General features: G+C 69.9%; 24 protein-coding genes. 14 read left to right on the top strand and 10 right to left on the bottom strand.

Annotation, left to right across the window (positions count from 1 at the left end):
* Positions 1-94 precede the first annotated feature (94 nt).
* From U5K29_02645 to U5K29_02615, 7 genes are read left to right on the top strand one after another with little or no spacing between them, the layout of a single operon-like run.
* Complete coding sequence (locus U5K29_02645) at positions 95-1,195, top strand: ABC transporter substrate-binding protein (GenBank protein MDZ7677433.1); 1,101 nt, start codon at positions 95-97, stop codon at positions 1,193-1,195.
* A 17-nt stretch (positions 1,196-1,212) separates the two neighbouring features.
* Entirely contained in the window at positions 1,213-1,626 is a 414-nt protein-coding gene (locus U5K29_02640; GenBank protein MDZ7677432.1) for a hypothetical protein, read from the top strand.
* The gene (locus tag U5K29_02635; GenBank protein MDZ7677431.1) at positions 1,626-2,489 is read left to right on the top strand and encodes a branched-chain amino acid ABC transporter permease; all 864 of its coding nucleotides are present in this window, start codon (positions 1,626-1,628) and stop codon (positions 2,487-2,489) included. The genes U5K29_02640 and U5K29_02635 overlap by 1 nt, the downstream gene beginning before the upstream one ends.
* A 32-nt stretch (positions 2,490-2,521) precedes the next feature.
* Positions 2,522-3,508, top strand: coding sequence for a branched-chain amino acid ABC transporter permease (locus U5K29_02630; protein ID MDZ7677430.1), 987 nt, complete (start codon positions 2,522-2,524; stop codon positions 3,506-3,508).
* Complete coding sequence (locus tag U5K29_02625) at positions 3,495-4,247, top strand: ABC transporter ATP-binding protein (protein ID MDZ7677429.1); 753 nt, start codon at positions 3,495-3,497, stop codon at positions 4,245-4,247. The genes U5K29_02630 and U5K29_02625 overlap by 14 nt, the downstream gene beginning before the upstream one ends.
* Positions 4,244-4,969 (top strand): ABC transporter ATP-binding protein, encoded by a 726-nt coding sequence (locus U5K29_02620; protein ID MDZ7677428.1) that lies wholly within the window; start codon positions 4,244-4,246, stop codon positions 4,967-4,969. The genes U5K29_02625 and U5K29_02620 overlap by 4 nt, the downstream gene beginning before the upstream one ends.
* Positions 4,966-5,814 (top strand): fumarylacetoacetate hydrolase family protein, encoded by an 849-nt coding sequence (locus tag U5K29_02615; GenBank protein ID MDZ7677427.1) that lies wholly within the window; start codon positions 4,966-4,968, stop codon positions 5,812-5,814. The genes U5K29_02620 and U5K29_02615 overlap by 4 nt, the downstream gene beginning before the upstream one ends.
* A gap of 14 nt (positions 5,815-5,828) precedes the next feature.
* On the opposite strand, the gene U5K29_02610 is transcribed toward U5K29_02615, so the two are convergent.
* Positions 5,829-6,575 (bottom strand): polysaccharide deacetylase family protein, encoded by a 747-nt coding sequence (locus tag U5K29_02610; protein MDZ7677426.1) that lies wholly within the window; start codon positions 6,573-6,575, stop codon positions 5,829-5,831.
* 45 nt (positions 6,576-6,620) lie between these two features.
* Here U5K29_02610 and U5K29_02605 point away from each other — a divergent pair, with 45 nt between their 5' ends.
* Positions 6,621-7,148: a VOC family protein gene (locus U5K29_02605; protein ID MDZ7677425.1), complete on the top strand. Its 528-nt coding sequence runs from the start codon at positions 6,621-6,623 to the stop codon at positions 7,146-7,148.
* Between the two features lie 3 nt (positions 7,149-7,151).
* On the opposite strand, the gene U5K29_02600 is transcribed toward U5K29_02605, so the two are convergent.
* Positions 7,152-7,787 (bottom strand): GntR family transcriptional regulator, encoded by a 636-nt coding sequence (locus U5K29_02600; GenBank protein ID MDZ7677424.1) that lies wholly within the window; start codon positions 7,785-7,787, stop codon positions 7,152-7,154.
* Positions 7,788-8,071: 284 nt separating this feature from the next.
* Between U5K29_02600 and U5K29_02595 the strand changes: the two genes are divergently transcribed.
* The 3 genes from U5K29_02595 (at position 8,072) to U5K29_02585 (ending at position 11,199) form a co-directional block, all read left to right on the top strand.
* On the top strand, positions 8,072-8,917 hold the full coding sequence (locus tag U5K29_02595) for an SDR family oxidoreductase (GenBank protein MDZ7677423.1): 846 nt from the start codon (positions 8,072-8,074) through the stop codon (positions 8,915-8,917).
* A gap of 74 nt (positions 8,918-8,991) precedes the next feature.
* Positions 8,992-9,915, top strand: a complete 924-nt coding sequence (locus tag U5K29_02590; GenBank protein MDZ7677422.1) for an acyl-ACP desaturase — start codon at positions 8,992-8,994, stop codon at positions 9,913-9,915.
* 21 nt (positions 9,916-9,936) lie between these two features.
* Positions 9,937-11,199: a glycosyltransferase family 4 protein gene (locus tag U5K29_02585; GenBank protein MDZ7677421.1), complete on the top strand. Its 1,263-nt coding sequence runs from the start codon at positions 9,937-9,939 to the stop codon at positions 11,197-11,199.
* Here U5K29_02585 and U5K29_02580 read toward each other — a convergent pair.
* Both U5K29_02580 and U5K29_02575 read right to left on the bottom strand, forming a co-directional pair.
* Positions 11,174-13,123, bottom strand: a complete 1,950-nt coding sequence (locus tag U5K29_02580) for a heparinase II/III family protein (protein MDZ7677420.1) — start codon at positions 13,121-13,123, stop codon at positions 11,174-11,176. The genes U5K29_02585 and U5K29_02580 overlap by 26 nt on opposite strands.
* A gap of 6 nt (positions 13,124-13,129) precedes the next feature.
* Positions 13,130-15,364, bottom strand: coding sequence for a bi-domain-containing oxidoreductase (locus U5K29_02575; protein ID MDZ7677419.1), 2,235 nt, complete (start codon positions 15,362-15,364; stop codon positions 13,130-13,132).
* Here U5K29_02575 and U5K29_02570 point away from each other — a divergent pair.
* Together U5K29_02570 and U5K29_02565 are read left to right on the top strand one after the other, a co-directional pair.
* Positions 15,347-16,495, top strand: coding sequence for an aminotransferase class I/II-fold pyridoxal phosphate-dependent enzyme (locus U5K29_02570; GenBank protein ID MDZ7677418.1), 1,149 nt, complete (start codon positions 15,347-15,349; stop codon positions 16,493-16,495). The two genes, U5K29_02575 and U5K29_02570, sit on opposite strands and share 18 nt — an antisense overlap.
* Before the next feature lie 9 nt (positions 16,496-16,504).
* A complete protein-coding gene (locus U5K29_02565) occupies positions 16,505-17,128 on the top strand; it encodes an acetyltransferase (GenBank protein MDZ7677417.1) in 624 nt (207 codons plus the stop codon).
* Here U5K29_02565 and U5K29_02560 read toward each other — a convergent pair.
* Genes U5K29_02560 through U5K29_02545 form a run of 4 tightly spaced genes read right to left on the bottom strand, consistent with a single transcriptional unit; the run spans position 17,125 to position 21,905 of the window.
* Complete coding sequence (locus U5K29_02560) at positions 17,125-18,660, bottom strand: hypothetical protein (GenBank protein MDZ7677416.1); 1,536 nt, start codon at positions 18,658-18,660, stop codon at positions 17,125-17,127. The two genes, U5K29_02565 and U5K29_02560, sit on opposite strands and share 4 nt — an antisense overlap.
* A complete protein-coding gene (locus U5K29_02555; protein ID MDZ7677415.1) occupies positions 18,657-19,253 on the bottom strand; it encodes a sugar transferase in 597 nt (198 codons plus the stop codon). The genes U5K29_02560 and U5K29_02555 overlap by 4 nt, the downstream gene beginning before the upstream one ends.
* On the bottom strand, positions 19,250-21,541 hold the full coding sequence (locus U5K29_02550) for a DUF4012 domain-containing protein (GenBank protein ID MDZ7677414.1): 2,292 nt from the start codon (positions 21,539-21,541) through the stop codon (positions 19,250-19,252). Before U5K29_02550 ends, U5K29_02555 begins: the two co-directional genes overlap by 4 nt.
* A gap of 13 nt (positions 21,542-21,554) precedes the next feature.
* Complete coding sequence (locus U5K29_02545; GenBank protein ID MDZ7677413.1) at positions 21,555-21,905, bottom strand: LPXTG cell wall anchor domain-containing protein; 351 nt, start codon at positions 21,903-21,905, stop codon at positions 21,555-21,557.
* A 192-nt stretch (positions 21,906-22,097) separates the two neighbouring features.
* Here U5K29_02545 and U5K29_02540 point away from each other — a divergent pair, with 192 nt between their 5' ends.
* On the top strand, positions 22,098-24,014 hold the full coding sequence (locus U5K29_02540) for a nucleoside-diphosphate sugar epimerase/dehydratase (protein MDZ7677412.1): 1,917 nt from the start codon (positions 22,098-22,100) through the stop codon (positions 24,012-24,014).
* Between the two features lie 13 nt (positions 24,015-24,027).
* On the opposite strand, the gene U5K29_02535 is transcribed toward U5K29_02540, so the two are convergent.
* Together U5K29_02535 and wecB are read right to left on the bottom strand one after the other, a co-directional pair.
* Entirely contained in the window at positions 24,028-25,287 is a 1,260-nt protein-coding gene (locus U5K29_02535) for a nucleotide sugar dehydrogenase (GenBank protein ID MDZ7677411.1), read from the bottom strand.
* 27 nt (positions 25,288-25,314) lie between these two features.
* Positions 25,315-26,418, bottom strand: a complete 1,104-nt coding sequence (gene wecB / locus U5K29_02530; GenBank protein MDZ7677410.1) for a UDP-N-acetylglucosamine 2-epimerase (non-hydrolyzing) — start codon at positions 26,416-26,418, stop codon at positions 25,315-25,317.
* Positions 26,419-26,491 lie beyond the last annotated feature (73 nt).

Raw genomic sequence — 26,491 nt, 5'->3', positions numbered from 1 at the left:
CTGCGGCAACGCCGCCGACGACGACGACGGCGCGGCCGCACCTGACACAGACCAGACAACGGCGTCGTCGGACGACGAGGCATCCACGGAGTGTGTGACTCAAGGAGTCACCGACGACAGCGTGCTGCTGGGCGGATCGATCCCGCAGTCGGGCCCTCTCGCCGTGACCGAGCCGATCAACGCCGGGCGTGAGGCCTACTTCGACATGGTGAACGAAGCGGGCGGCGTCAACGGTCGTACCATCGAGTGGAAGGCCTACGACGACCAGGGTGCGCCCGACCGCACGCTCGCCAACACCCGGCGGCTTGTCGAGGAGGACCGGGTGTTCCTGCTGACGGGGACCGTCGGGACGGTCCACGGACTCGGGGTGGTCGACTACGTCGAGGGTGCCAGAGTCCCGTTCCTGTTCCCCGTCTCCGGGTCGAGCGTGTGGTCGGATCCGCTGAAACCGCTGGTATTCGGCTATCAGCCCATCTACCCCGACGAGGCGAGGCTCTTCGCCAACCACATCGCGTCGGAGTTCGAGGGCCAGGCTGTCGGCGTGTTGGCGCAGGCCGACGACGCCGGCGACGAGTGGGTGGATCCTTTCGAGGACGAGCTCGAGGGTGCTGGCGCGGAGCTGGTGGCGATCGAGCGGTTCGACACCACGGCCCAGGATGTATCGGCCAACATCTCCAACCTGCAGAACGCCGGTGCGGAGGTGATCGCCACTTTCTCGCGGGTCGACATCCTGGCCAAGGCGCTGACAGAGGCGAGCAACCGCGGGTACGACCCGACCTTCATCGTGTCGAACATCGGGTTCAGCCGGCAGCTGTTCGACCTCGTCGACCCGGCGCTGGCCGAGGGCACCCAGGTTGCCGGGTACTTTCCGCAGCCCGACGAGGCGAGCGACGCGCTGAACGAGCATGAGCAGGCGCTCGGCAGCACTCCTGTCGACGACTTCACCATGCTCGGATGGTCCGCAGCCTCCACCATCGTCGAGGGCCTTGACCAAGCAGGTGAGGACCTGTCGTGTGGGTCGTTTCTCGCCGCCATGGAGTCCATGACCGGCTTCGACAACGGCCTGGCGCCGCCGGTGTCGTTCGACGCCGACGACCATCAAGCCATCGATGCGCAGCGCTTCTTCGAGGTCCAGGCTGGGGGGTTCGAGCCGATCACCGAGCTTCTCGACCCGTCCGGGTCGCCCCTCTCATGACGGTGGCGGAGGGGGCAGTGGCCGGCCTGATCGCCGGCTGGGCGTGCTTCGTCACCGGCCATTGGCTGGTGCTGCTGCGCCTGCCGGTGCTCGACCTCGCAGCGATGGGTCGCAGGTACCTGGACGCTCCGGTCGCCGGTTGGCTGTTCGGCTTGGTCCACCACCTTGTCAACTCTACGCTCCTCGGTGCGCTGTACGCCGCAGCCGTCATCTCGTGGAGGGAGGGCGGCGAGCCGTTGTCCCTCCCAGTGGGAACGGTGATGGGCGTGGCCTTCGGTGTCGTGGTGTGGGCGGTCGTCGCGATGAGCATGGTTCTGCCGGGGACGGGCCGAGGGTGGTTCGGCTCGAAGCTCGACAACCGCACGCCGCTGGCGGGCAACCTCCTGGTGCACCTGGTGTTCGGCGCCCTCGTCGGTACTATCGCTCGCTGATGCTGCAGTATCTGGTCTCCGGTGCAGCCACCGGGGCGCTCTACGGCGTCATCGCCGTGGGAATCGTGTTGATCTACCGGGCGTCCGGGGTGATCAACTTCGCCCACGGCGAGATCGCCACCATTTGCACGTTCACCGTCTGGGCGGTGTGGGACGCCGGTGTGCCGCTAGGGGCAGCCATCGCCGTGGGCCTGGTGCTGGCCGGTGCCATCGGCCCCGGCGTCGAGGGTCTCGTCATCTCCCGGCTGCGTAACAAGAGCCACATCAACGAGATCATGGCCACGGTGGCGCTGTTCCTCGCCCTCAACGGGTTGACCTTGGAGCTCTTCGGTCACGACCAACGCAGGTTCCCCCCCCTGGTTCACGGGGCCCCGATCGAGGTGTTCGATACGGTGATCACGCGGCAGGCGCTGCTGGCGATCGTTTTCACGACGGTTCTCGCCGCTGCGTTCGCCATCTTCTTTCGGCGTACGTCCGTTGGCATAGCGATGCGGGCGATCTCGGAGAACCGGGAGTCCGCCGAGCTTGTCGGCCTCCCCGTCCCGTGGATCGTGCGGGGTGCATGGCTGGCGGCCGCGGTGTTGGGAACGATCAGCGGTGTGCTTGTCGCCCCCATCGTGTTCCTCAACGTCGACATGATGATCGGGCTGCTCATCAAGGCATTCGCCGGCGCTGTCCTCGGGGGCCTCACCTCCATCTTCGGAGCGCTCGTCGGTGCCGTCGCGCTCGGCATCGGCGAAAGCCTCATCTCCGGCTACGTGTCGTCGCAACTGTCAACACCGTTCACCTTCTTCGTCCTCGTCGTGGCACTCGTCGTCCGGCCCCATGGTCTGTTCGGCCGGGCGGCGGAGGTGAAGCTCTGATGAGGTGGTCGAACGGGTTGATCCTCGCCGTGGTGCTCGTCGCGGCGGCGCTCGTCCCGACCGGGATGGGTGAGTACCGAAACTTCGTCCTGTGCCTCATCGGGGTGTACGCCCTCGGCGCCGTCGGACTGACCGTTCTCATCGGCCACGGCGGCATGATCTCACTGGGGCATGCCGGCTTCGCCGCCGTCGGCGCGTACACCGCCGCTCTGTTGATGATCCGCGCCGACGTGTCGTTCTGGATTGCCCTCCCGGCGAGTGGCGTCGTCGGCGGGATCGCCGGGCTGCTGCTCGGTTGGCCCATGCTGCGACTCGCCGGTCCGTACCTCGCCGTCGCCACGTTCGGGTTCTCGATCGTCGTCCCAGAGGTCGTGGGCAAGTGGTCGGCGTTCGAGATCGGTGATCCGGATCTTTTCGGCGGTGCCTTTGGGTTGAGCGCGCCGACACCAGCGCTCGGTAGCTTCGCCTTCGACTCCTCGCTGCGGTTCTGGTACGTCGTACTCGGCGTCCTGCTGATCGGGCTATTCGCCGCCCACCGGATCCTGCGATCGCGCTGGGGCAGCGCCCTGCGCGCGCACCGTGATTCGCCCGTGGCGGCGGCGGCCTTCGGCATCGACACGCGCCGGGTGCGGATTGTCGCCTTCGGTGTTGCTGGTGTCTATGCCGGCGTCGCCGGAGGTCTCTTGGCGCACCTGCTCGGCGTGCTCGGCCCGGGGACGTTCTCATTGACGATGTCGCTGACCTTTCTCACCGCGGTTGTTCTCGGAGGAATCACCTCGCCGGTGGGCGCACTGGCGGGAGCAGCGGCGGTCGTCCTGCTTCAGGAGGGACTCACCGGTCGCACCTCAAACCTCCAGCTCTGGTACGGAGTCGTGCTGCTGGTAGCTGTGGTCCTCACCCGCGACGGGATCGCCGGGGGTGCAACGTGGCTGTCGGATCGGATCGCGGCGTGGGGTGCTCGCTGGACGAAGGGCCGCCCCGGCCTACGCGAGGCAGGGAGCGGCCGTGCTCTACGTTGACGGCGTCACGAAATCCTTCGGAGGCGTGCGGGCGTTGGTCGATGTCTCGTTCCGGGCGGACCGCGGGCAGGTCACCGGCCTCATCGGTCCCAACGGGGCGGGCAAGTCGACGCTGTTGTCGTGCCTGAGCGGCTGGCTGCGGCCCGACAGCGGGAGCGTCCGCTTTGATGGCATGGAACTCGTGGGTGCATCCCCCCAGGAAGTGGCACGCGCCGGCGTGATCAGGTCGTTCCAGAACCTGCAGCTCTTCGATGCCCTCACTGTCGAGGAGAATCTCGCCATCGGGAGTTGGCGCCTGGGACGCACTGGGCTGCCGGGCGCGCTCGTGGGCTCACGCCGATCGAGGGACGAGCGTGAGCTGGTGGCGACCGCAGTCGAGAACGTGGCCGGGCGGCTCGGTATCACCGCGGTGCTCGGCACCGAGGCGGGCGCGCTCCCCTACGGCACGCGAAAGAAGGTGGAGTTGGCCCGGGCTCTGATGGCCGAGCCCGAGTTGCTGCTCCTCGACGAACCGGCGGCTGGTCTCGACGACCACGAACGGGACGAGCTTGGCGCCGTGGTGGCCGAGGTCGCGTCCAGCGTTGCTGTGGTCCTGGTCGAGCACGCCATCGAGCTCGTCCTGTCGCTCAGCGCCAACGTCGTCGTGCTCGACTTCGGTGCTGTCATCGCCTCGGGACCGCCGGCTGCGGTCCGGGACCACCCTCGCGTCGTCGAGGCCTACCTGGGAGCCCAGACGTGAGTGCACTTCTCGAGGTCCGGGGCCTCGACGTCCGCTACGGGCAGGTGCAGGCCGTCAGGGGCATCGACTTCTCCGTGGACGAAGGGACGGTGTTGGCGGTGCTCGGAGCCAACGGCGCCGGCAAGACGTCGACTGTCCGGGCCATCGCTGGCGCACTCCGACGACGCGGCGAGGTCACGTTCGCCGGGAAACCTGCGCCGCTGCGCGCCTGGCAGTGCCGGCGCGCCGGGATGGCCCACGTGCCTGAGGGGCGTCATGTCTTCGCGAACCTGACCGTCGCCGAGAACCTCCGCCTTGGTGGCTTCGGATTGCGAGCCAGGAACCTGTCGCCCATTTTCGATCTCCTTCCCCGACTCGCCGAGCGTCGCCGCCAGGTTGCCGGGACGTTGTCGGGCGGCGAGCAGCAGATGCTCGCGATCGGGAGGGCGCTCGTCGCCGAACCCCGCCTGCTGCTCCTGGATGAACCGACCCTCGGTCTGGCGCCGTCGCTCTGCGACGATGTGTTCGATCGGGTGTCCGCCATCCGGGAGGCAGGGGTCACGCTCGTCCTGGTCGAGCAGAAGACCGCCCGGGCGCTGCAGCTCGCAGACCAGGTAATCGTGCTCCGCGGTGGTCGCATCGTCGCCCATGGTCAGCCGGACCAGTTCTCGGACCCCGCGGTCCTAGCTGCTGCATATCTCACCGGCGAACTGCCGGATGTGAACGACGGAGACGGACCATGAAAATCGCCAACCTGGCCGGCCGAGCTGTGCTCCTCGGTTCCGACGGCGCCGCCGATCTCGAGCGGGCGAGCAACGGGAAGCTGCCTTCCGACCCCGTAGCTGTGCTCGAACGCTGGGACGAGACTCGCGAGTTGGTCGCAGACCTCGACGTGCAGGAGTGGGCGCCGTTCGATGAGACGGCGCTGGGCCCGCCGGTGCCGCGCCCGCGACAGTCGCTCGGCATCGGGCTCAACTATCGGGCTCACGCTGCTGAGTCGGGTTGGGCAATTCCTGAGATTCCGCTGCTGTTCTCGAAGCTGCCGGGCAGCCTCGTCGGTCCGTACGACGATGTGCTCTTGCCCAGCGACGCTTGCGACTGGGAGGTGGAGTTGGTGCTGGTCATCGGTCGGCTGGCCGAGCACGTCGGGGAGGAGACGGCGCTCGACTTCATCGCCGGGTACAGCATCGGCCAGGACATCTCCGAACGTCGGGTGCAGCGCTCGTCGCCCGGGCCGCAGCTGACGTTGGGCAAGTCCTACCGGACCTTTGGGCCATGTGGGCCGGCGATCACGACCCTCGACGAGCTCGACGATCCGGAGGATCTGGTCATCCGTTGTGAGGTCAACGGGGAGGAGGTGCAGGCTTCCAAGACGTCGGACCTCATCTTCGGCGTACGGGCGCTCATCGCCTTCCTCAGCGAGTGCATGCCGCTGTACCCGGGAGACTTGATCTTCACGGGCACGCCGGAGGGCGTGGGGTCGGCCCGGCGTCCGCCTCGCTACCTCGTGCCGGGGGACGTGATCACTAGCAGCATCGAGGGACTCGGGTGGATGCGCAACAGCTGCCAGGCCGCGCCCGGCAGCTGACCCTCGTTGGGTCGCTACGGGGTGTCGCCGATCAGGCGTGTGGCCAAGGCCCGGAGCGGGAGGAGCTCGAAGCGGTCATCGTCGAGGACCGCGGAGACGAACGACTCGACCACCTCCAGGCGATCAGCCGCCAGCGCCGAGGTCCGGGCGTGGACGATGGCCACCAGCGGCTCCGCCGACGCTGCTGCCGCAGCGAGACCGCGTCGGAGGGCAGCAGCGAAGTCCTCGGGCGCCGCTGGAGGGTCTTGGGCACCGAACCAGTGCCAGTCCACGTGGGGCCATTCGAACGGCAGGACTGCGATGCCCGTGTCATCGAGGTGAGCGCCTGCCGGATCGAGGCTCGAGTCATAGCGGAGGCCGAGGTCGGCGAGCACCTGCATGGTCGCCGCGCTGCGGTGGCCGCCGGGGGCGCGGAATCCCTGGATATCGGCTCCGCAGCCGGTCAGCGCATCGATGGCCCGGGTCAACAGTTCTCGCTCGGTATCAGCATCGAGGTCCTGCCACCGCTCGTGGACCCAACCGTGCACCGCGACCTCGTGGCCTGCGCCCAGCAACTCGGCGACGCGGTCGGGATGGTGGACACCGTTCCAACCCTCAACGAAGAAGGTCGACGTGACGCCGTGCCGGTTCAAGAGATCGAGGATGGCGGGATAACCCACCCGAAGGCCCGGCTCGTTGGCATCAGGAGCCGAAGCGGTACCCCGACCGACGTCGGCGGCGAGACCCATGTTGTCGAAGCTGAGGCACACGGGGACGGGCACGTCCAATATGTTATAGCATCGGCACGATACGAGAGGAGATCCCGTATGAACGCATCGGACAGCGGTGGCACAGGCGCACCCATCGGGGTGAACCACGTCGCCTACCAAACGATGGACGTGGAGGCGACCCATCGCTTCTACACCGAGGTCCTCCGTTGCCGGTTCGCCGGGGCGATCAGGAGCGATGGGGGAACCCTCACCAGCGGCGAGCGATCACCAGCATTTCTCCACGTCTTCTACGAGACCGAGCGCGGAGACTGCTTGGCGTTCTTCGCGCTCGAGGGCGAGTGGGAACGCCGAGATGACGGGCTTCCCGTCTTCACCCGTCACCTCGCACTCGGCGTGCATGATGCGGACGAGCTCGTCGAGTGGCGCCAGCATCTCGTCGACCACGGCGTGGCGGTTTCGGAGCCGGTCGACCACGACGGCATCTGGACGTCGATCTACTTCTTCGATCCGAACGGCGTAAGGCTCGAACTCACGCACCAGCGGCGAGCGCTGGGCGACGAGGACGCCGCCGAGGCCGAGGCTGCGCTGGAGGACTGGCTGGCATCGACGACCACATCGTCGTAGTGATCACGCCTCGGCCGGCGGGGCGAGGTGCTGGAGGTGTGCCAGCACGGACGCCTCGGTTCTGTGGAGGTGATCGTCGACCAACTGCACCAGGCGGTCGGCGTCGCGGTCGCTGGCGGCCCTGTACAGCTCTCGGTGGTGGCGCCCGGCACCGGGGGTCGGTGCCTGTTCCAGCCCGAGGTGGACGTATCGATCGGCTGCGCTCCAGAGGTGACGCAGCATCCGCTCGACGAGTGCTGAGCAGCCCGGTGCGATCAGCAGCCAGTGGAAGCTGTGGTGCGCATCAAAGAACGCTTCGCCGTGTGGGTCCTCCGCCCGCGTCCGCTCCAGCTCGGCGAGCGCATCTCGGACCCGCCCGACGTACTCGTCGTCGAAACTGCTGACTGCGGCGGCGGCGGCGCGGCACTCGAGGAACCGGCGCAGGTCGTAGATCTCGGCAAGCTCGGCGAGCGAGATGTCGGTCGCCACGGCGCCCCGCTGGGAGTGGTAGCGCAGCAATCCCTCACCTTCGAGACGGCGCATGGCTTCACGCACGGGGATGTGCGAGACGCCGAAGCGGGACGCGACGTCTTTGGCGAGGATGCGCTGACCCGGTTCGATCTCTCCCGTGACGATCATGCGCCGGAGTTCGCCACTCACCAGGTGGGCGCAACTCGCAGTCTCCGTGTCTTGCGTAGGTGACGTCACTGTGTCCGATGATACCGCTGGGCGCAATCATCGGGTCCATCGGGGGCGGCCATCATGCTCACGACGACCCCGTGAGCGCTGGCTCGGCGTGCGCGTTCGCCGACACCACCCGCTCACTGCCGTTGGATTCGCAGATGCTGCAGCTCCGATGGGGAAGTCCCACCACGAGAGCGAACACCAGTTCGAGTGTCAAGCCGTTCGGGCAGGTTTGTTCCCGGCTCTGGCAGGATGCGGTCATGTCGAGCAACGGTCTGGCCCTGTCGGGGACGGGCGCCTACGTCACCGGCGGGGGGAGCGGCATCGGGTTGGCGTGTGCCAGGGCGCTGCTGCGCGATGGCGCGTCGGTGACCCTCGTGGGACGTACCGAGGCGAAGCTGGTCGATGCGGTCGAGTCGTTGCGCGCCGACGCACCCGAGGGCGCCCAGGTCCAGCACGTGGTGGCCGACGTGGCCGACGAGGATGCCGTGCGCGACTCGGTCGCCGCCGCGGCCGAGGCCGAGGATGGGCTGCACCTGGCGGTTGCCGCTGCGGGCATCGGCGGTGTTGCTCCGGTGATCGCCACCCCGCTGGCCGACTGGCAGCGCATCCTCGACACCAACCTCACCGGCACGTTCCTCACGTTCAAGCACGCGGGGGCGGCCATCGCCCGCAGCGGCGGCGGGTCGATGTGTGCCATCTCGTCGATCGCCGGGTTGCGGACGCACCGCATGGGCGCGCCCTACAACGTGTCGAAGGCGGGCGTGGACATGCTGGTGCGCACCGCGGCCGACGAGCTCGGTCGGGCCAACGTGCGGGTCAACTCGGTCTGCCCCGGCCTGGTCGACACCGACCTGGCGGCGGGCCTGTTCGGCGTCGACGAGGTGCACCAGGACTATCTGGCGCAGATGCCGATCAGTCGCACCGGTGTGGTCGACGATGTCGCCGCCGCGGTCCGCTACCTCTGTGGCCCCGAGGCGACCTGGGTGACCGGCGTGTCGCTGCCGGTCGACGGCGGCCATCACCTGCGGGCCGGACCCGACTGGGACCCGATCGGTCGCCTGCTGCACGGCGACGACGCGGTCGATGGTCGGGTGGATCCGTAGTCGCGCGCCATCGTCGGGTCGATTCGTGGGCCGGAGGCTTTTCACCCTACCTACCGGTAGGTAGGGTGGTGGGCATGGATGACACCGCCCTGCTGGCCGAGCTCGAACCCGTGGCCGAGCGGTTGCTCGAGCGCCACCTCAGCTCCACCAAGATGTGGTACCCCCACACCCTGGTCCCGTGGAGCCGTGGACGGGACTTCGAGCCCGACTACGAGTGGGACCCGAACGACGCCGAGATCCCCCCGACGATCCGCGCCGCGCTCTATGTGAACCTGCTCACCGAGGACAACCTGCCCTACTACTTCCGCGACATCGACCGGATGTACGGCCACGGTGGTGGTGCGTGGGGCGAGTGGACCCGGCGCTGGACCGCCGAAGAGGGTCGCCACGCCATGGTCATCCGCGACTACCTCCACGTCACCAGGGCCATCGACCCGGTGTGGCTCGAGGACGGCCGCATGGCCCAGATGTCGACCGGTCAGGTGCCCCATCCTCCCACCGCGGCCCACGGCTTCACCTACGTCACGCTCCAGGAGCTGGCCACCCGCATCTCGCACCGCAACACCGGCAAGGTCATGACCGACAAGGCCGGCTACGACATCATGGCCAAGGTCGCCTCCGACGAGAACTTCCACTTCCTGTTCTACCGCGACATCACCAGCGCCGCGTTCGAGCTCGACCCGAGCACGGTGATGAAGGCGCTCGCCCACGAGGTCACCAACTTCGCCATGCCCGGCACCGGCATCCCCGGCTTCGCCGAGCACTCCAAGGCCATCGCCAAGGAGGGCATCTACGACCTGGTGTCGCACCACGAGCAGATCCTCGTCCCGGTCGTGCTGCGCCACTGGGACATCGAGCACGTCGAGGGGCTCGACGCCGAGGCCGAGGCGGCCCGCGACAAGCTGCTGGCCTACATCGAGAAGTCGGGCCGGGTGGCGGCCCGCCTCGCCGCCAAGCGTCAGGCCGACGCCGACTCCGAGCAGAAGACCGCGGTCTGACCGGTTGGTACCGTCCTCCCCGTGCAGACGGTCGAGGATCAGGACTCACAGCGGCTTGACGTCTACTGGGTGAACCAGTTCGCGGCGCCGCCCGATCAGCCGGGAGGATCCCGCCACTTCGAGTTCGCCCGCGAGCTGCGCCGCCGGGGGCACCGGGTGCGGATCCTGGCCAGCGATCTCAGCTACAAGACGGGCCGCTACTCCCGCCGCGCCGGTGCTCGGGACCTGCGGATGATCGACGAGCACGTCGACGGCGTCCCCTTCACCTGGCTCACGGTCGGCACCGGCCGGGCCGACGGGTGGCGGCGGGGCATCGGCATGGTCGTGTTCGGCCTCAACGCGCTGGTCGCACTGCTGCGGGCGCCGCGCAGCCGGGGTTCGACCGTGTTCGTGGGCTCGTCCCCGCAACTGCTCGCCGCCCTCGCGACCTGGTGCGCGGCGAGGCTGCGACGGGTGCCGTTCGTGTTCGAGGTGCGCGACCTGTGGCCCGAGTCCTACGTGGCGGTGTCGGGGCGAACCCGAGGCCCGGAGGTGTGGGTGATGGCTCGGATCGCCGATCTCCTCTACCGGCGGTCGGATGCGCTGATCGTGCTCGCCGCGGCCAACGCCGACCACGTCGTGGAACGGGGAGCGGCGGCGGACGCCGTGGTGCACGTGCCCAACGGGGTCGACGTCGAGGGGTTCCTCGACGGCGAGCCTGCGGTCGATCTGGCCGAGGAGGGCGTGGTCACCTTCGTCTACGCGGGTGCTCATGGGCCGGCGAACGACCTGGCCACCGTCGTGCGCTCCTGCGCCCTGCTGGAACGACGCGGGAGGGGCGACATCCGGGTGGTGCTGATCGGCGACGGGGTGGCGAAGGAGTCCCTCCTCCGGCTCGCGGCGTCGCTGCAGGTCGACAATCTCCGCTTCATCGATCCCATCCCGAAGTCGGCTGTCGGGCCGACGATCGCCACCGCGGACGCGGGCCTGATGGTGCTGGCCCCGGTGGAGCTGTTCGCGTCGGGGGTGAGCCCCAACAAGCTCTTCGACTACCTGGCGGCGGGGCTACCGGTGCTCACCAACGTGGCGGGGTTCGTCAGCGACGTGGTGGCCGAGGCGGGGGTTGGCATCAGCGTCGGTGGCGGTGATCCCGCGGCCCTGGCCGACGGGATGGAGATGCTCGCCGACGACCTCCCGGCCCACGCCGCGACACGCGGGCCTGCCTTCGTCCGGGAGCGCTACGACCGGCGGGTGCTGGCCGACCGGGTCGAGGAGCTGCTCACCGGGCTCGCATCACCTGCCTGATCGCGGCGGCGGAAGGCGCGGCGGGGTCGAGGTCGTCGAGGCGGGGCAGCGCGAGCGGAGCCCCGGTGGCATCGGTGACGAACGACGAGCACACCCGGCCTGACCCATCGGATGGGAGCAGGACGGGCGTGAGTGGGAGTCGGACCGCGTAGGTCGGTGCGTGCCAGCCCGATGCCGGATCGTCCTCGGTGGGGATGAGCGTCTCGGCCCCGAGCCCGTGGGCGAAGCTCGCCGACCATCCGGGCACCTCAGCTTCCGACCGGTCGTCGCCGAGGGAGACCCGTGTCGGGTCCGGCAGGTTCCAACGCACCGTCGTCGGGCGGCTCGACTGGTCGACCACGACGACGGTCCCCGCCCGGACCGCGACGAGGCGGTGGAGCTGGGTCCGGTCGGCCAGGTCGAGCCGGGCGACGATCGCGGCCAGGTCGCCGTCGCTGATGCGAAGCAGCACCCGGGCCTCGGACCAGCGTTGCCAGAAGAAGCGGCCTCGGCGGGTGGCCTGAGGCGCCGAGGACCGGGTGGGGAGGTTGTGGACCTGCTCAGAGGCGAGGGCGTTGTCCCATGGTGGCGGGGCGGTGTAGCGGTACGACCCGGGGTCGACCGCGACGGGTGTGCCGTCGAGCCAGATGTCGGTGTGCAGCTGGTCGGCGTGCGCTGGTCGCTTGGGGATCGGTCCGGCGCGGACGACGGCGTGGGTCGTGCCCCGGGTGAGCGGGTGGGTGGACACGGTCGGCGCCATCTGATGGGGGGTGGTCCCAGGGACAGGTTCGAGGCCGAACCAGGCCGGCTCCTCGTCCCACGGCCCGGGCCCGAACCCGCTCGGTTGACCGGTGGCCGCGGCCGCGTGGGCGACGACCGGACGGAGGTCGCCGATGTCGACAGGCGTGAGGGGAAACAGCTGGGCGCCGTCGTTGCCGCCGAGGTTGGGGACCCGCCCGTCGCTCGCCGGCGCGATCAGCGCCCGAAGGAACCCGACGCTGTCGCTCACGGCCTCGGGCACTCCTTCGGGCGGGTGCTCGCTGGTGGACCGGGACACGAAGAGGCACCAGAGGAGCACCTGAAGTGCCAGCCGCTGGTAGGTGGGTGACTGCTGGATGTAGCTGCCGTCGGGCCGGAACTGGTCGGTGACCGCCTCGGTGAGGGCACGGGCGGCATCGCTCCTGATCTTGTCGGCTCGTGGGATCTGTGGGGCGAGGACGGTCGCGGTCCACAGGAACCCCGCTTCGGAGATCGCGTGGTTGTTGCGCTGGGACATCGCGTAGCGAAGCGTCGGGTGCACCCGCCCGACCGAGGTGGCGACCAACTCGTCCACCGTCGATCGACGTTCGGGCGTGGTGTGCTCGCTGGGGTCGATCGCGAAGGTGAGGAACATGGTCGAGATGGCGCGCAGGGAGGTCTCCTGGCCACACATCCAGTGGGGCCCCCGGTAGGGAGGGTTGGCGGTGACGAAGTCCTCGACGACCTGCCAGATCAGCTCGGCGCAGGACTCGTCGCCGGTGGCGCACCAGCGACGGAGCGCGGGGTGGAGCCAACCGAGGCGGCTCAGCTCCCACACGTCCTTGATGTCGCCGAGCGTGGCGTCGGCATCGCTGATGGTCGACCAGTGCCCGCGCGGGTATCGGCGCCCGGTGACCGGCTGGCGATGCCAGTCGGGCGGGATCGTGGTGTCGAGCCGCGGGCCTCCGTACACCTCGACGGTGAGGCCGCCGGGCGGTGGGGGGCTGACCTCGGCGCCAGGTTCGATGGGGAGCCGGGTCAGCGGTGGTGGTGCACCGGCCAGGAGGCTGAGCCAGCGTTGTTCGGTGCGCTGCAGTCCGATGGTCCGCTTCCTGCCCTCGTAGGCGGCGCGGCGGACCAGGCCTTGGGCTCCCCAGGTCTTCCAGGCGGCGATGGCGAGGTCGCGGGTGTCGATCGCTCGGCCCATGTCGACTCAGCCGGTGTCGGCGGCGCGGAGCGCGACCTCGGCGACCTCGAGGATCTCGTCGAGGGGGATCGGTGCGGGCCCGCCGGAGCGGACGGCGGCGAGGAAGGCACCGATGCCGGCCCGGTGTCCCTTGTCGGGGCGCAGCAGCCGTGTGGGGAGGGTCCGGGGCCATCCGTAGGTCTTCAGCGAGCGGTGGTTGTCGTCGACCATCACCCGGCCGCCGCTGAACACCTCGACCCGTTCCTTGGGGTAGCGCTTGGAGCCGTTGGCGAAGTAGTTGACCGTCGCGATCGATCCGTCGGCGAAGCCGAGTGAGATGGTGGCGGTGTCGGGCGGTCCGGAGGTGTCGAGGAAGGTGGTCCGCACGTCGGTGATGGGTGCCCCGACGAGGAACCGGGCCAGGTCGATGAGGTGGCACGCCTCGCCGATGATCCGTCCACCGCCCACCTTCGGGTCGTGGGTCCAGTGGTCGGGTGGGAGCCGGCCGGCGTTCATGGTGAGCACGAGGGCCTTGGGTGCCTGCTGGCTGGACAGGAGCGCCTTCATCTTGGTGGGGATGGGGGCGAACCTCCGATTGAACCCCATGCCGAGGAGTGGCAGGCGACCCTGGGCGTCGAGCTCGGCGATGCAGCGACGGAGCGAGTCGAGCTCGACGGAGGAGATGGCGAGCGGCTTCTCGACGAAGGTGTGCTTGCCGGCGCGCAGGGCCCGTTCGACGTAGCGGGCGTGCGAGTCGTGGCGGGTGGCGATGACGACCGTGTCGATCCGGGGGTCGTCGAAGACGTCGTCGGGTTCGCTGCCGGCCTGCTCGGCCCCGTGACGTTCGGCGGCGAGGCTGGCCGAGGTCCCCCGAGCGGACACGATCGTTCTGAGGTGGCCACCGGCGTCGACGATCGCGGGGAGCAGCACCTGGGAGGCGAAGTTGCCTGCCCCGAGCACCCCGATGTTGCCAGCTCCGGGCCCGACCGTGGGCGACGAGATCTCGATCCGCGAGCGCAGCAGCGGGCTCTCGGGTTCCAGGTCGGGTTCGGGGTATCGCAGCACGATCCCGAGGGCGGACGGGTCCGACACCAGGGCGTCGTACGCGGCGGGTGCCTGGTCGAAGGGGTGCGTGTGGGTGATCAGGGGACCCACGTCGAGCCGCCCGGCAGCCATGAGGTCGATGACCGCTTCGAGGTTGCGGCCCGCGGTCCACCGCACGAGGCCGGGCGGGTAGTCGATGCCGTCCTCTTCGTAGAGGGGGTCGTAGCGGCCCGGCCCGTAGCTGGCCGACACCTGGAAGGTCAGCTCCTTCTCGTAGAAGTCGCTGCGCTGCAGCTCGAGGCCGGTCACCCCCACGAGCACGATGCGGCCCCGTTGGCGACACATCTGGGCGGCCTGGTGGACCGGTTCACTGGAGCTGGTGGTGGCGCAGATGAGCACTCCGTCGACTCCCATGCCTCGGGTCAGGTCGGTGGCGATGCCCACCACGTCGTGGCCCGGGTCGACGGCGCGGATGCCGAACCGCTCGGCGATGGCCCGCCGGGACGGATCGGGGTCGATGCCCAGCACGGTGCAGCCCTGAGCCGTGAGCAGCTGCACCGCGAGCAGACCGACGAGACCGAGGCCGCTGACCGCGAACCGTTCGCCTGCCGAGGGTTCGGCGAGACGCAGGCCCTGCATGGCGACCGAGGCGAGCGTGGCGAAGGCGGCGTGGTCGACCTCGAGCCCGTCGGGAAGCGGTGTGGTCAGGTTGGCCGGGACCAAGGCCAGCTCGGCGTGGGGTCCGGCGCCGGCCACCCGGTCGCCCACGTGGATCCCCTGCACGTCGGTGCCGACCTCGACCACGGTCCCGGCGCTGGAGTAGCCGAGCGAGACGGGGCGGGCGAGCTTCGATCTCACCGCTTGCAGCGTCGGCGCCACACCGTCGCTGCGGGCCTTGTCGATCACCTCGGCGACCCGATGGGGTTGGCTCCTGGCCTTGCCGAGCAGGCTCGCCCGTCCGAAGTCGGCCAGCATCCGCTCGGTGCCGGGGGAGATGACCGAGGCACCGGTGGCGACGAGCACGTCGGCTGGACCCGGGTTGGGTTTGGCCACCTCCTCGATCCAGGTCGTGCCGTGACCGAGATCCTGCAGGACTACACGTGGCACGGTCGCTCCCAGCCGCTCGACGATCCAGATGGCCATCGTAGGGGGTCGGTCGTTGGCGGGTCGCGCCTCGCGCCCGGCCGGTAGCCTGCTGGCGTGAGCGGCGACCGACATGGGCGAATCCTCCTGTCGCCTCCCGAGGTGGGCGAGGCGGAGGAGGAGGCGGTGCTGCGCGCCCTGCGGTCGGGTTGGATCGCTCCCGCCGGCCCCGAGCTCGACGCGTTCGAGCGCGAGCTTGCCGCTCGGTGCGGTCGTGATCATGCGGTGGCGCTGTCGTCGGGTACCGCCGCGCTCCACCTGATCCTGCTGGCTCTGGGGGTGGGGCCGGGAGACACGGTGCTGGTGTCGACGCTGACCTTCGTGGCCAGCGTGAACCCGATCCGCTACGTGGGAGCCGAGCCGGTGTTGATCGACGCCGAGCCGGACCGGTGGAACATCGATCCGTCACTCGTCGCCGACGAGCTGGCCGACCGTGGTCGCCGTGGCAGGCCGCCTGCCGCGGTCGTGGCGGTCGACCTCTACGGGCGGTGCTGCGACTACTCGGCCCTGGAGGCGGTCTGCGCGGAGCACGAGGTGCCGCTGGTGGTCGACGCGGCCGAGAGCCTCGGCGCGAACCACGAGGGGCCCGACGGTGTGGTGCGGCCGGCGGGCCAGGCAGGGGTGGCGGCGGTGCTGTCGTTCAACGGGAACAAGATCATCACCACCAGCGGCGGTGGCGCGGTCGTCACCGACGACGAGGCGCTCTCGGACCGGGTGCGGCACCTGGCGACCCAGGCGCGGGAGCCTGCCGCCCACTACGAGCACCGCGACCTCGGATACAACTACCGGCTGTCCAACCTGCTCGCTGCGCTGGGTCGAGCCCAGCTCTCCTCTCTCGATGAGCGGGTGGCGGGGCGGCGGAAGGTGGCCATGCGGTACGAGGAGTCGCTCGGTCCGCTCGACGGCGTGAGCTTTCCTGCCACCGATCCCGGTTGGAACGGGTGGCTCACGTGTCTGCTGCTCGACCCCCGGGCTGGCCTGCCCGACCCCGAGTCGGTTCGCTCGGAGCTTGACGCCACCGGCATCGAGGCGCGACGGGCGTGGAAGCCGATGCATCGACAGCCCCTGTACGCGGAGGCGGCCACGCGGCTGTCGGGGGTCGCCGACCAGGTGTTCGATCGTGGCCTGTGCCTGCCGAGCAGCCACGCGCTGAGCACCGCCGAGGTCGATCGGGTGATCGATGCGCTCACCGCGGCGCTCGGATAGCTTCGGCTGATGGACCAGCGACTGGTGCTGCTCGGCGGCGGAGGTCATGCCAGCACCGTGCTCGCCGCGATCGAAGCCGATCCCCGCGGCCGCGAAGTGCTCGGGGTGCTCGACGATTCCGAGACCCACCGCCACCGATTCGATGGTCGCGCGCCGGTGCTCGGCCCGATCGACCGCCTCGCCGACCTCGACCCCGATGTCGCGTGGATCGCGGCGGTGGGCTGGCCCGAGGCACGTCGGGCGCTGGTCGAGCGCGTGGCGGGGCTGGGGCGGGAGCCGATCACCGTCGTCCACCCCGACACCACGGTGGCCACCGGTGCCGACGTCGGGGCCGGATCGTTCCTGGGCGCGGGGGCCAGGGTGGGCCCGCTGGCGACGCTCGGCGACCACGTGTTCCTGGCCCACCAGGCGGTGGTGAGCCACGACACCCGGATCGGTGCGTTCAGCTCGCTCATGCCGGCGGCGACGGTGAGCGGCGACAGCGTCGTCGGCCTCGGGGTGATGATCGGGGCGGGGGCGACGGTGGTCGAAGGCGTCACGATCGGCGACGGTGCGGTGATCGGCGCCGGGGCCGTGGTCGTCGGCGACGTCCCCGCCGGAGCGACCGCGGTGGGGGTGCCCGCGAGGTTCTAGCCTTCGCCGGTCCCGTTCAGGAAGTCCAGGTCGATGTCGCGATACGCGGTCTCCTGGAGCTTCTCGACCGCCCACGGGAACAGGAACCTGGGAGCGAAGGGGCTGCAGGTCCATGCGGGGTCGAGATGCCGCTCGAAGGCGCGCTTGGGAGCGGTGATCCCGCGCTTGGCGAGCAGCACGAGGGTCACATAGGTGAGATATCCGGCGGACCGCACCACCCAACGGGCGGAGGCGTGACGGCGAACGCGTCCGCGGACCCAGGCGGAGAACTCGGCGTGGTCCTGGGGGTTCATCACCTTGGACAGGTATCGGAGCGTGCCGAACCGCAGGGTGTTCCCGGCGCCTCCTGGCTTGTGCATGCCGAAGCTGTCCCGAGGGAGGCCGCGCTCCTCGAGCATCCGTCTGGGGATGGGCCGGTCGTAGTCACCGCCGAGCGACCATGGCTCCATCTCCGTTGAGTTGGAGATCTCGACGATGTCTGGCTGGACCGCGGCGGTGAGGAAGCTGGGGCAAAAGCTGAGAAAGCCGGTGTGGATACGGAACTCGTTCTGGTTGGTGATCGGAAGCGGTGCGCGACGAAGCTCGCGAGTGGGGGATGCGTCGCGGCTCCACACGTTGTCGCCGTTGTACCCCGCGAAGGCGAGCGTGCCGCGCAGATGGTGGGAGATGCCGTTGAGGAAGATGCCTGCTCCCAGCTCTCCGCTGGCGAGGAAGAGCTCGGTGTCGCGGTAGGCGCGGTACTCGGTGTCGGTGACGGTGTGGACCGTGTCGTAGCCGAGATGGCGAAGGATCTCGTGGCCGGTGTCGCCGCGATGCGACCGGCTGGTCTCGAAGGTGATCGCCTCGAGGGCGCCGGCATCTCGGGCGAGCAGCGAGCACAGCGAGGAGTCGTAGCCGGCCGAGCAGAACGTGATGGGGCGGTAGGTCGTGGTGCGCTCGGTCGAGTCGGCGTTGGCGGTCACCTCGAGCGTGGTCTCGGTGAGGAACCGCCGGTAGGCCTCGTAGGTGGGCAGGTGCGGTGGATGGTCCTTGTCCTCCTCGCGCCACGATCCGGTGGGGTCGACGACCAGGTTCCGGTAGTAGTGCCGTCGTGCCGGTGGACCCTGCGCGAGCGGGATCTCGTGGCGGTACCGGTTCAGGCCGCGCCACACGCTGTGGGCCTCGGGCTCGTAGTCGAGGTAGCCCAGGTCGAGTCGGCCTCCGGAGGCGTGCAGGAGCAGGGGCAGCGAGTTGGAGAACCACCAGTGGTCGCCGATCTGGCGGCTGAAGGCGCACTCGGTGGTGTGGGCGGGGGCGACGACCACCGCGTCGTTGCCGTCGACGATGAGCCCGGTGCCGGTGAACGAGTACGACCTCCGGAAGTCCATGGCGCCGAAGTCGCCGGCCCACGCGCCTTCGAACAGGTGGTCGGGGGCGGTCTCGACCCAGGGGCCGACCAGCGCGGTCACGACGCCGCGGGAGCGGTCGAGGTGTGCCACCCACGCCAAGCGGGGGAGGGTGGGGTCGGTCTCGACCTCGAGGGTGAGGGTCACTCGTCGCTCCGGTCGGTGGGACGAGTGCCGGTGAACGGGGTCATGGTCACGGTTCCCGCGCCACTGATCCCGTCCCGGTGGACCACAGCGGCGACGGTCCGCCACATGATCCGCAGGTCGAGCAGGAGGCCACGGCTCTCGACGTAGCGCACGTCGAGCTCCAGGCGCTGCGGCCAGTCGAGACTGTTGCGGCCCTCGATCTGGGCGAGCCCGGTGATGCCGGGGCGCACCTCGAGGCGTCGACGCTGTCGATCGCTGTACAGCGGGATGTAGCGGACGTACAGGGGTCGGGGCCCGACCAGGCTCATGTCGCCGCGCAGCACGTTCCACAGCTGGGGGAGCTCGTCGAGGCTGGTGCTGCGGAGGAGCCGGCCGACTCGCGTGAGCCGTTCGGCGTCGGTACCGGCGCCTTCGCGCATGGTGCGGAACTTGAGCAGCTCGAAGGGAGCGCCGCTACGTCCCGCCCTCTCCTGTCGGAACAGGACGGGGCGACCCATGGTGACCCGGATGGCGATGGCCACGATGACCATGACCGGCCACAGCAGGACCAGGCCGATGACCGCGCCGACGACGTCGACTGCTCGCTTGGTCATCGCTGGGGCCTCGCGGCCAGCTCGAGATCACTGGAGGTCGTCTCGTCGAGCGTGAGCGTCCGGTCGCCGAGGTCGACCTCGAACCGCACCCGGTCGGGGTTGACCGTCGGCTGGCCGGCCCAGGTGAGCCGGTAGCGGTCCGGATCGACCTCGCCGCGCAGCGTCATCTCGATCTCGACCCTCCCCTGAGGCGGGACGTTCACGAACGTCGCGTGCGCGTCGACCCCCAGCTCGGGGAGGGTCTCGGCCTCCACCGTCTGACCGTCGACGCGCATCTCCACCAGGTCGTGCGGGGTGTACACCGATACCCACTGCCGGTTCGTGCCCCGTGGGTTCTCGTCGTCGTTGCCGAGGATGATGCCGGGAAGCTCGGGGTCGTCGACGGCGTCGTTGGTCAGCTCGATGCCGACGGTGGCGGTCAGCTCGCCGGTCGAGGCGTCGATCGTCGCCTCGTAGTCGATGTCGCGCTGGAGGAAGACGTCGATCTTGTTGGGGTTGGCGTTGGCGGTGCGGACGCTGAGCAGGTCCTGGCCGGGTTCGACGCGGGGGAACGCTCCATCGATGCCGAGCTCGGCGAGCACCGCAGCCTCGTCGGGGTGGGCGCTCCAGATCATCAACCGGTCGGTGTCCACGACCGGGGCGAACGCCGAGGTGATCCGCTGGGGGTCGAGCTCGACGCGGTCGAGCTGGTCGAACAGGCCGTCGAAGAGCGCGGTGAGCGCGTCGACGCGTTCGTCGACCAGGTACTGACCGTGGAGGAGGAACTCCTCGGTGTTCTCCCCGGTGAGCGGCTGGTCCAGCTCCGGCACCTCGACCGGGCCGACGACGGCGACCAGTGCCGCGATCGCTGCCGGGTCGGCGAGGATGACACCGTCGATCTCTGGGGTTCCGGCTTGTGGGAACAGCTCGGCGACGGCGCCGGCGACGGTGGGGAAGTCGGGTGAGGCGGTGAGGTTCTGGAAGAAGCGGGTCGGGTGGTAGCGGTCGTAGCGTTCGAGGAAGTCCGCTGGTCCCGACAGCGTGCGGTCGTCGCGATCGGGGTGGTTGGACAGCACCCGGATCCTGGCGTTGCGCTCGAGCGTGATCCGGCCACCGTCGGCCACCAGCAGCCCCCAGTTCCCGACGAATCCCCCGAGGCCCCGGGTCTCGGCCGGTGTGCTGAGCAAGAGCGCGTAGGTCCGGGGGCCGTCGATTCCGAGCATGGGAGGTGTGATCTCGGCGACCTGGAGGAGCGTGTCGGCGGTGGGGAGCGCGTCGGCGAGTGTCGACTCGAAGCCATCGATGCGTGAGGCCAGTGGCGGCAGCAACCAGGGTGAACGGACCTGTTCGATGGTGGCGAGCGCGGCGGCGATCTGCTCGCGGGCGTCGACGAGGTGGGGATGGGCGTCGGCGAGTGCCTCGATGTCGATCTGCGAACCGCTGATGGCGAGCTGGGTGGGGTCGGTGACGTCGCTGACCCGCAGTGCACTGTCGGCCAGGTCGGTTCCGGCGCGGGCCATCTGGGTGGTGGCGTCGAGGTTCGGTCCGACGACCGGAAGCGCCAGGGCGGGCCACAGCCACGGCTGGTTCAACCAACGGTGGCCGCCCGAGAGCGTGTCCTGGGCCTGACCGAACTGGTCGGCGGCCCCGTCGGGGTCGGCGTCGGCCGCAAGCCGGACCCCCGCCTGGGCGAGCTCGACCCCGCGCTCGAGGTCGCCGCGGACGACCAGCACGGTGAGCGCGGTGATGCCACCGAACAGCGCACCGACGGCGATGGCGATCAGTCCGGTCCGGTGGACGAGGCGACGTGTCGCATGCCCGGACGCGAGGTAAGCGGTGACCAGCACAGCGCCCACCCCTGCGGTCACCACCAGCGCGGTGGCGAGGTTGCCGATGAGCACCGGCTCGGCCCGGAGCGCGGCGTTGATCGCGAGTGCACCCGCGATCGCGCTTCCGATCTGGGGTCGCGGCAGGTCGACGAAGGCTGCCCCGAAGGCGATGACCAGCGCGACCGCGGCCAGCACCTGGGCCCAGCCGGTGGTGGTCGCTCCCGCCGCGCCGCACAGCGTCACCAGCGCGATGGGATGGGCCCGGGTCGCGGCCAGGGTGACGATGGCGGCGATGGCGGCGAGCCAGAACGCATCGCCGATGGATGTGGCGGTGGGCTCGACCGGTGCTAGCACCGCGGCGACTGCCCCCAGGCAGGCGACCACCATCGGTGTGGTGCGGGCACCGGGTCGGACTGGGCTCGAACGCGCCACACCGGCCTCGTCGAGGCCGGTGTGGGACTCGCCCTCGTGGGGCGTCAACGATGTGCTGGGATCAGCTGCCAGTGCTCACCTTGGCCGGGGTGCGGCGCACGGCGAGGAGGGCGATGCCGCCGGCGGCGACCAACACGATGGCCATCTGGGCCAGCGGGAGGCTGTCGTTGCCGGTGGCCGGCAGGGTGCCGGGATCGGTCGCGTCGCCCTCGCCTTCAATACCACTGGGGTCCTCGGTGGTGGTGGTGGGGGCCTCGGTCGTGGTGGTGACCACGTCTTCGGTGGTGGTGGTGGTCGCCTCGGTCGTGGTGGTGGTCTCGTCACCGTCGTAGTCGACCTGGGCGCCGGCGATGCCGAACGACAGCATCATGAACGCACCGACAGTTGCGAGAAGGGCGAGTGCTTTGCGCATTTAGGTTTCCTTGTCTCTTGCCTTCGGGCCTGCGGGTACGAGCTCCCGCCTGGGCGTGACACTAACCGACATGCAGGTCACTTGTCACTCTTTCGGCACAGATCGCGGTGGAGTTGAGGTTTCGGCCGAGACTGTCGCAGTGGATGGTGGGCCGCCATACTGTCGGTGACGACCTGACGAGAGGCGACAGCGTTGGCGGATGATCCCATCGAACACCCCCGCGAAGCGGGCCCGGACACCACGGTCGGTGGTGCGCGTGCCGGCTCGAATCGTGGGCCGGTCGGCCTGTTGGCGCGGGCCTGGCCTGCCATGCAGGCGGTCGCCGACTCGGTGGCGTGGGCGGTGGCGGTGTGGGTGGCGACCTGGTTGCGCTACGAGTTCGCGATCCCCGCCGACCGGTCCCGGGGGATCGTGGCCGCGGCGTTCGCCGCGGTCGCCCTGCATCTGCTCATCGCCCAGTTCACCCGCATCTACCGCCGCAGGTGGCGCTACGCGAGCTACGAGGAGGTCGTGGCGCTGGTGTGGACGGTGCTGGCAGCCGGGGTGCTGTTGGTCGTGGTCAACCGTCTGGTTCTCGACACCGCTGTCCCCACGTCGTCGTCGATGGGAGCGGGGGTGGGCGCGCTGGTGCTCATGGCGGCGGGTCGACTCGCATGGCGGGGGTTCGATGCCCGCCGTCGCCGGCCGAGCCGCCACGACGCCTCTCCGGTGCTGGTCTTCGGCGCGGGCGAGGCCGGTCGCCAGCTTGTCTCTCAGATGGTGAACGATCCTGCCAGCGCCTACGTGCCGGTGGGCCTGCTCGACGACGACCCGGCCAAGGCCAACCTGGTCGTGAACAAGGTCCCGGTGCGGGGGACCCGCCACGACCTCCAGCGGGTGGTCACCGATCTCGATGCCCAGATGCTCATCATCGCCGTGCCCAGCGTCGGCGGCGAGCTGGTCCGCGATCTCTACGACGAGGCGCTCGGGCTGGGCTTGGCGGTGCGGGTCCTGCCGTCGGTGCGCGAGCTGATCGACGGCGTGGCGCTGTCACAGGTTCGTGAGGTGTCCAACGCCGACCTGTTGGGCCGGGGCGGCATCACCACCGACATGGAGTCGATCGCCCACTACCTCACCGGCAGGCGGGTGCTGGTCACCGGTGCGGGTGGTTCGATCGGGTCCGAGTTGTGCCGTCAGCTCCGGCGGTTCGACCCTGCCGAGCTGGTGATGGTCGACCGCGACGAGTCGGGGTTGCACGGGGTGCAGATGTCGATCGAGGGCCGGGCCCTGCTCGACGATCCCACCTTGGTGGTGGCCGATGTCCGCGACCGCGACCGCATGGTCGAGGTGTTCGCCCGGTTCCGGCCCCAGGTGGTGTTCCACGCCGCGGCCCTCAAGCACCTGTCGTTGCTGGAGATGCACCCGGCCGAGGCGGTGAAGACCAACGTGGGCGGCACCCAGCTGCTGCTCGAGCTCAGCGCCGAGGTCGGCGTCGAGCGGTTCGTCAACATCTCCACCGACAAGGCGGCCAACCCCACCAGCGTGTTGGGCTACACCAAGCGAATCGCCGAGCGGCTCACCGCCGAGATGTCGCGGCGATCCGACGGTGTGTTCGTGTCGGTGCGCTTCGGCAACGTGTTGGGGTCGCGGGGGTCCATGCTCGGAGCCTTCGAGGCCCAGATCGAGGCGGGCGGCCCGGTCACGGTCACTCACCCCGAGGTCGCTCGCTACTTCATGACCACCGCCGAGGCGGTCGAGCTGGTCATCCAGGCGGGGGCGATCGGGCGCGACGGCGAGGTGCTGGTGCTCGACATGGGCGAAGCGGTGCGGATCGACGAGGTGGCCCGCCGGTTGATCGCGGCCTCGGATCGTCCGGTGCGCATCGTCTACACGGGCCTTCGTCCGGGCGAGAAGCTGCACGAGGATCTGTGGGCCGAGGGCGAGGTCGACGACCGCCCGTTCCATCCGCTGATCAGCCACGTCGAGGTGGCACCGATCGCCCCCGCACTGGTGAACGAGCTGTTGGCCACCCCGGCCGATGAGCTCGATGCCGTGCTGCGGCGGGGTCACCGGGCGCCGTGGGACTCGACGGACGCCACCATCGAGCCCGGTACCGGGCCCTGGGCTTGAGTCCCCGCTGCGGTCAGAGGTGCTCGACCCCTGGGCCTGGTGCCAGCCAGTGGCGGGTGTCGAGCACGTGCTGTGCTTCGCGGCCGACGAGCTCGGGGTCGAAGTCGCTGTGGTCGACCAGCACCAGGACCGAGTCGGCGGTTCGGATCTCGTCGGCGGTGAGCTCGACGCGGGTGACCCCGGGTGGGGTCTGGTCGCCGGCGACGTGGGGGTCGACGGCCCGGACCTCGGCGCCGAGGGCGACGAGCCGGCGGCAGATGGGTTGTGACGGTGACTCGCGGGCGTCGCCGGTGTCGCGCTTGTAGGACAGGCCGAGCACGAGGATCCGCCTGCCCTTGACCGACAGCTCCCGGTCGTTGAGGGCGGCGGTGAGTCGACGCACCACGTAGTCGGGCATGTGGTCGTTGATGTCGTTGGCCAGCTCGACGAACCGGAAGGCCTGACCCAGGCTCTGCTTCACCCGCCAGGACAGGTAGGACGGGTCGATCGGCAGGCAGTGGCCACCCACCCCTGGGCCCGGTGTGAACCGCATGAAGCCGAACGGCTTGGTCGATGCGGCGTCGATGGTGGCCCAGATGTCGATGCCGAGGTCGCCGGCGAACATGGCCAGTTCGTTGACCAGGGCGATGTTGACGTGGCGGAAGGTGTTCTCGAGCAGCTTGGCCAGCTCGGCCTCGCGGGTGGTGGGGACCGCGACGGTGGTCTCGACGATCCTGGAGAAGACGGCCTCGATGGCGGCGAGCGATGCGGCGTCGATGCCGGAGACGACCTTGGGGGTGTTCTCGAGGGTCCAGGTGGTGTTGCCGGGGTCGACCCGTTCGGGCGAGTAGCCGAGGTGGAAGTCGGCGCCGGCGACCAGGCCTGAGCCCGCCTCGAGGATGGGTCGGAGCAGCTCGTCGGTGGTGCCGGGCCAGGTGGTCGATTCGAGGATGACGGTCGCACCGGGGGTGAGGCGCGCGGCGAGGGTGCGGCCGGCCTCCTCGATGTGGCCGAGGTCGGGCTGGTGGTCGCGCAGCGGGGTGGGCACCGAGATCACGGCGACGTGGAAGTCGGCCAGGTCGTCGGGGTCACTGCTCGGCGTGTAGGTGCGGTCGGAGCGGACCGCGGCGAGGCGCTCGGAGGTGACGTCCTCGACGGGGCTGTCACCGCCGCGCAGCTGGTCGACGCGGTCCTTGTCGATGTCGAAGCCGACCACCTCGAAGCCGACCTCGGCGGCGCGCACCGCGAGAGGGATCCCCACATAGCCCTGGCCGATCACCACCAGCTTGGTCATCGGGTTCCTCCTCGGTGGTCGTGTGGGTCAGACAACGGTAGGTCGCCGCCAGTCCGGGTCGTGGAGCACGGCGTCGATCGCCTCGGCGCACCGGAGACCGGCCTTGCCGTCCCACAGGGCGGGGCGTCGTGGTGGCGGGGGGTCGGCTCGCACCTCGTGGTACGCGGCGAGGACCGTGGCCGGGTCGCGGCCGACGAGCCGGTTGGTGCCCTCGGTGAGGGTGATGGGCCGCTCGGTGTTGTCGCGAAGGGTGAGGCAGGGAACGCCCAGCACCGTTGTCTCCTCCTGGATCCCGCCGGAGTCGGTGAGCACGCAGGCGGCGTCGGCCAGCAGGGCGACGAAGTCGAGGTAGCCCTGGGGGTCGATCAGCTGCACCTCGGGGACCAGGGCGGCCGCGTCGAGCCGGGCGCGGGTACGGGGGTGGGCGGGGAACACCACGGGAAGGTCGCGGGCGATGTCGTTCAGCAGGCCGGTCAGCTCACCCAGCACCTCGGGATCGTCGACGTTGGACGGCCGGTGCAGGGTGACGACCACGTAGGCACCCGCCCGCAGGTCGAGCCTGGCCAACACATCGCTCGAACGGGCCCGGTCGAGGTTGGCGAGCAGGGTGTCGATCATCGTGTTGCCGGCGAGCACGATCTGGTCGTCGCGGTACCCCTCGTGGCGGAGGTTGTCGACCGCGTCGGGCGATGGGGCGAGCAGCAGGTCGCTGACCCGGTCGGTGACGACCCGGTTGACCTCCTCGGGCATCGACCAGTCGCGGCTGCGGAGCCCGGCCTCGACGTGGGCGACGACGCAGCCGGCCTTGGCTCCGACGAGGGCGGCGGCCATCGTCGAGTTGACGTCACCGGCGACCACGAGCGCGCCCGGGGCCAGCTCGTCGACGAGGGCTTCCATGCCGGTCATCACCGCCGCGGTCTGGGTGGCGTGGCTTCCGGAGCCCACCTCGAGCGAGTGGTCGGGGGTCCGCAGGCCGAGCTCGTCGAAGAACACGTCGCTCATGGCGGTGTCGTAGTGCTGTCCGGTGTGCACGAGCGCGGTGGTGAGGTCGAGGTCCTCGAGCGCGTCGAGCACCGGCTTGACCTTCATGAAGTTGGGCCGGGCACCGGCGACGATGAGCACATCGGCCATCACGGTGACGCTACCAACGGGGTGTCGTCGGGGCCCGCTCATCGCCGTGGCCCCGGAACCATAGGATGGGCGC

This window comes from Acidimicrobiales bacterium (assembly GCA_034521975.1).
Classification (GTDB): Bacteria; Actinomycetota; Acidimicrobiia; order Acidimicrobiales; family SKKL01; genus SKKL01.
This window is presented reverse-complemented; position numbering and strand designations above follow the sequence as displayed.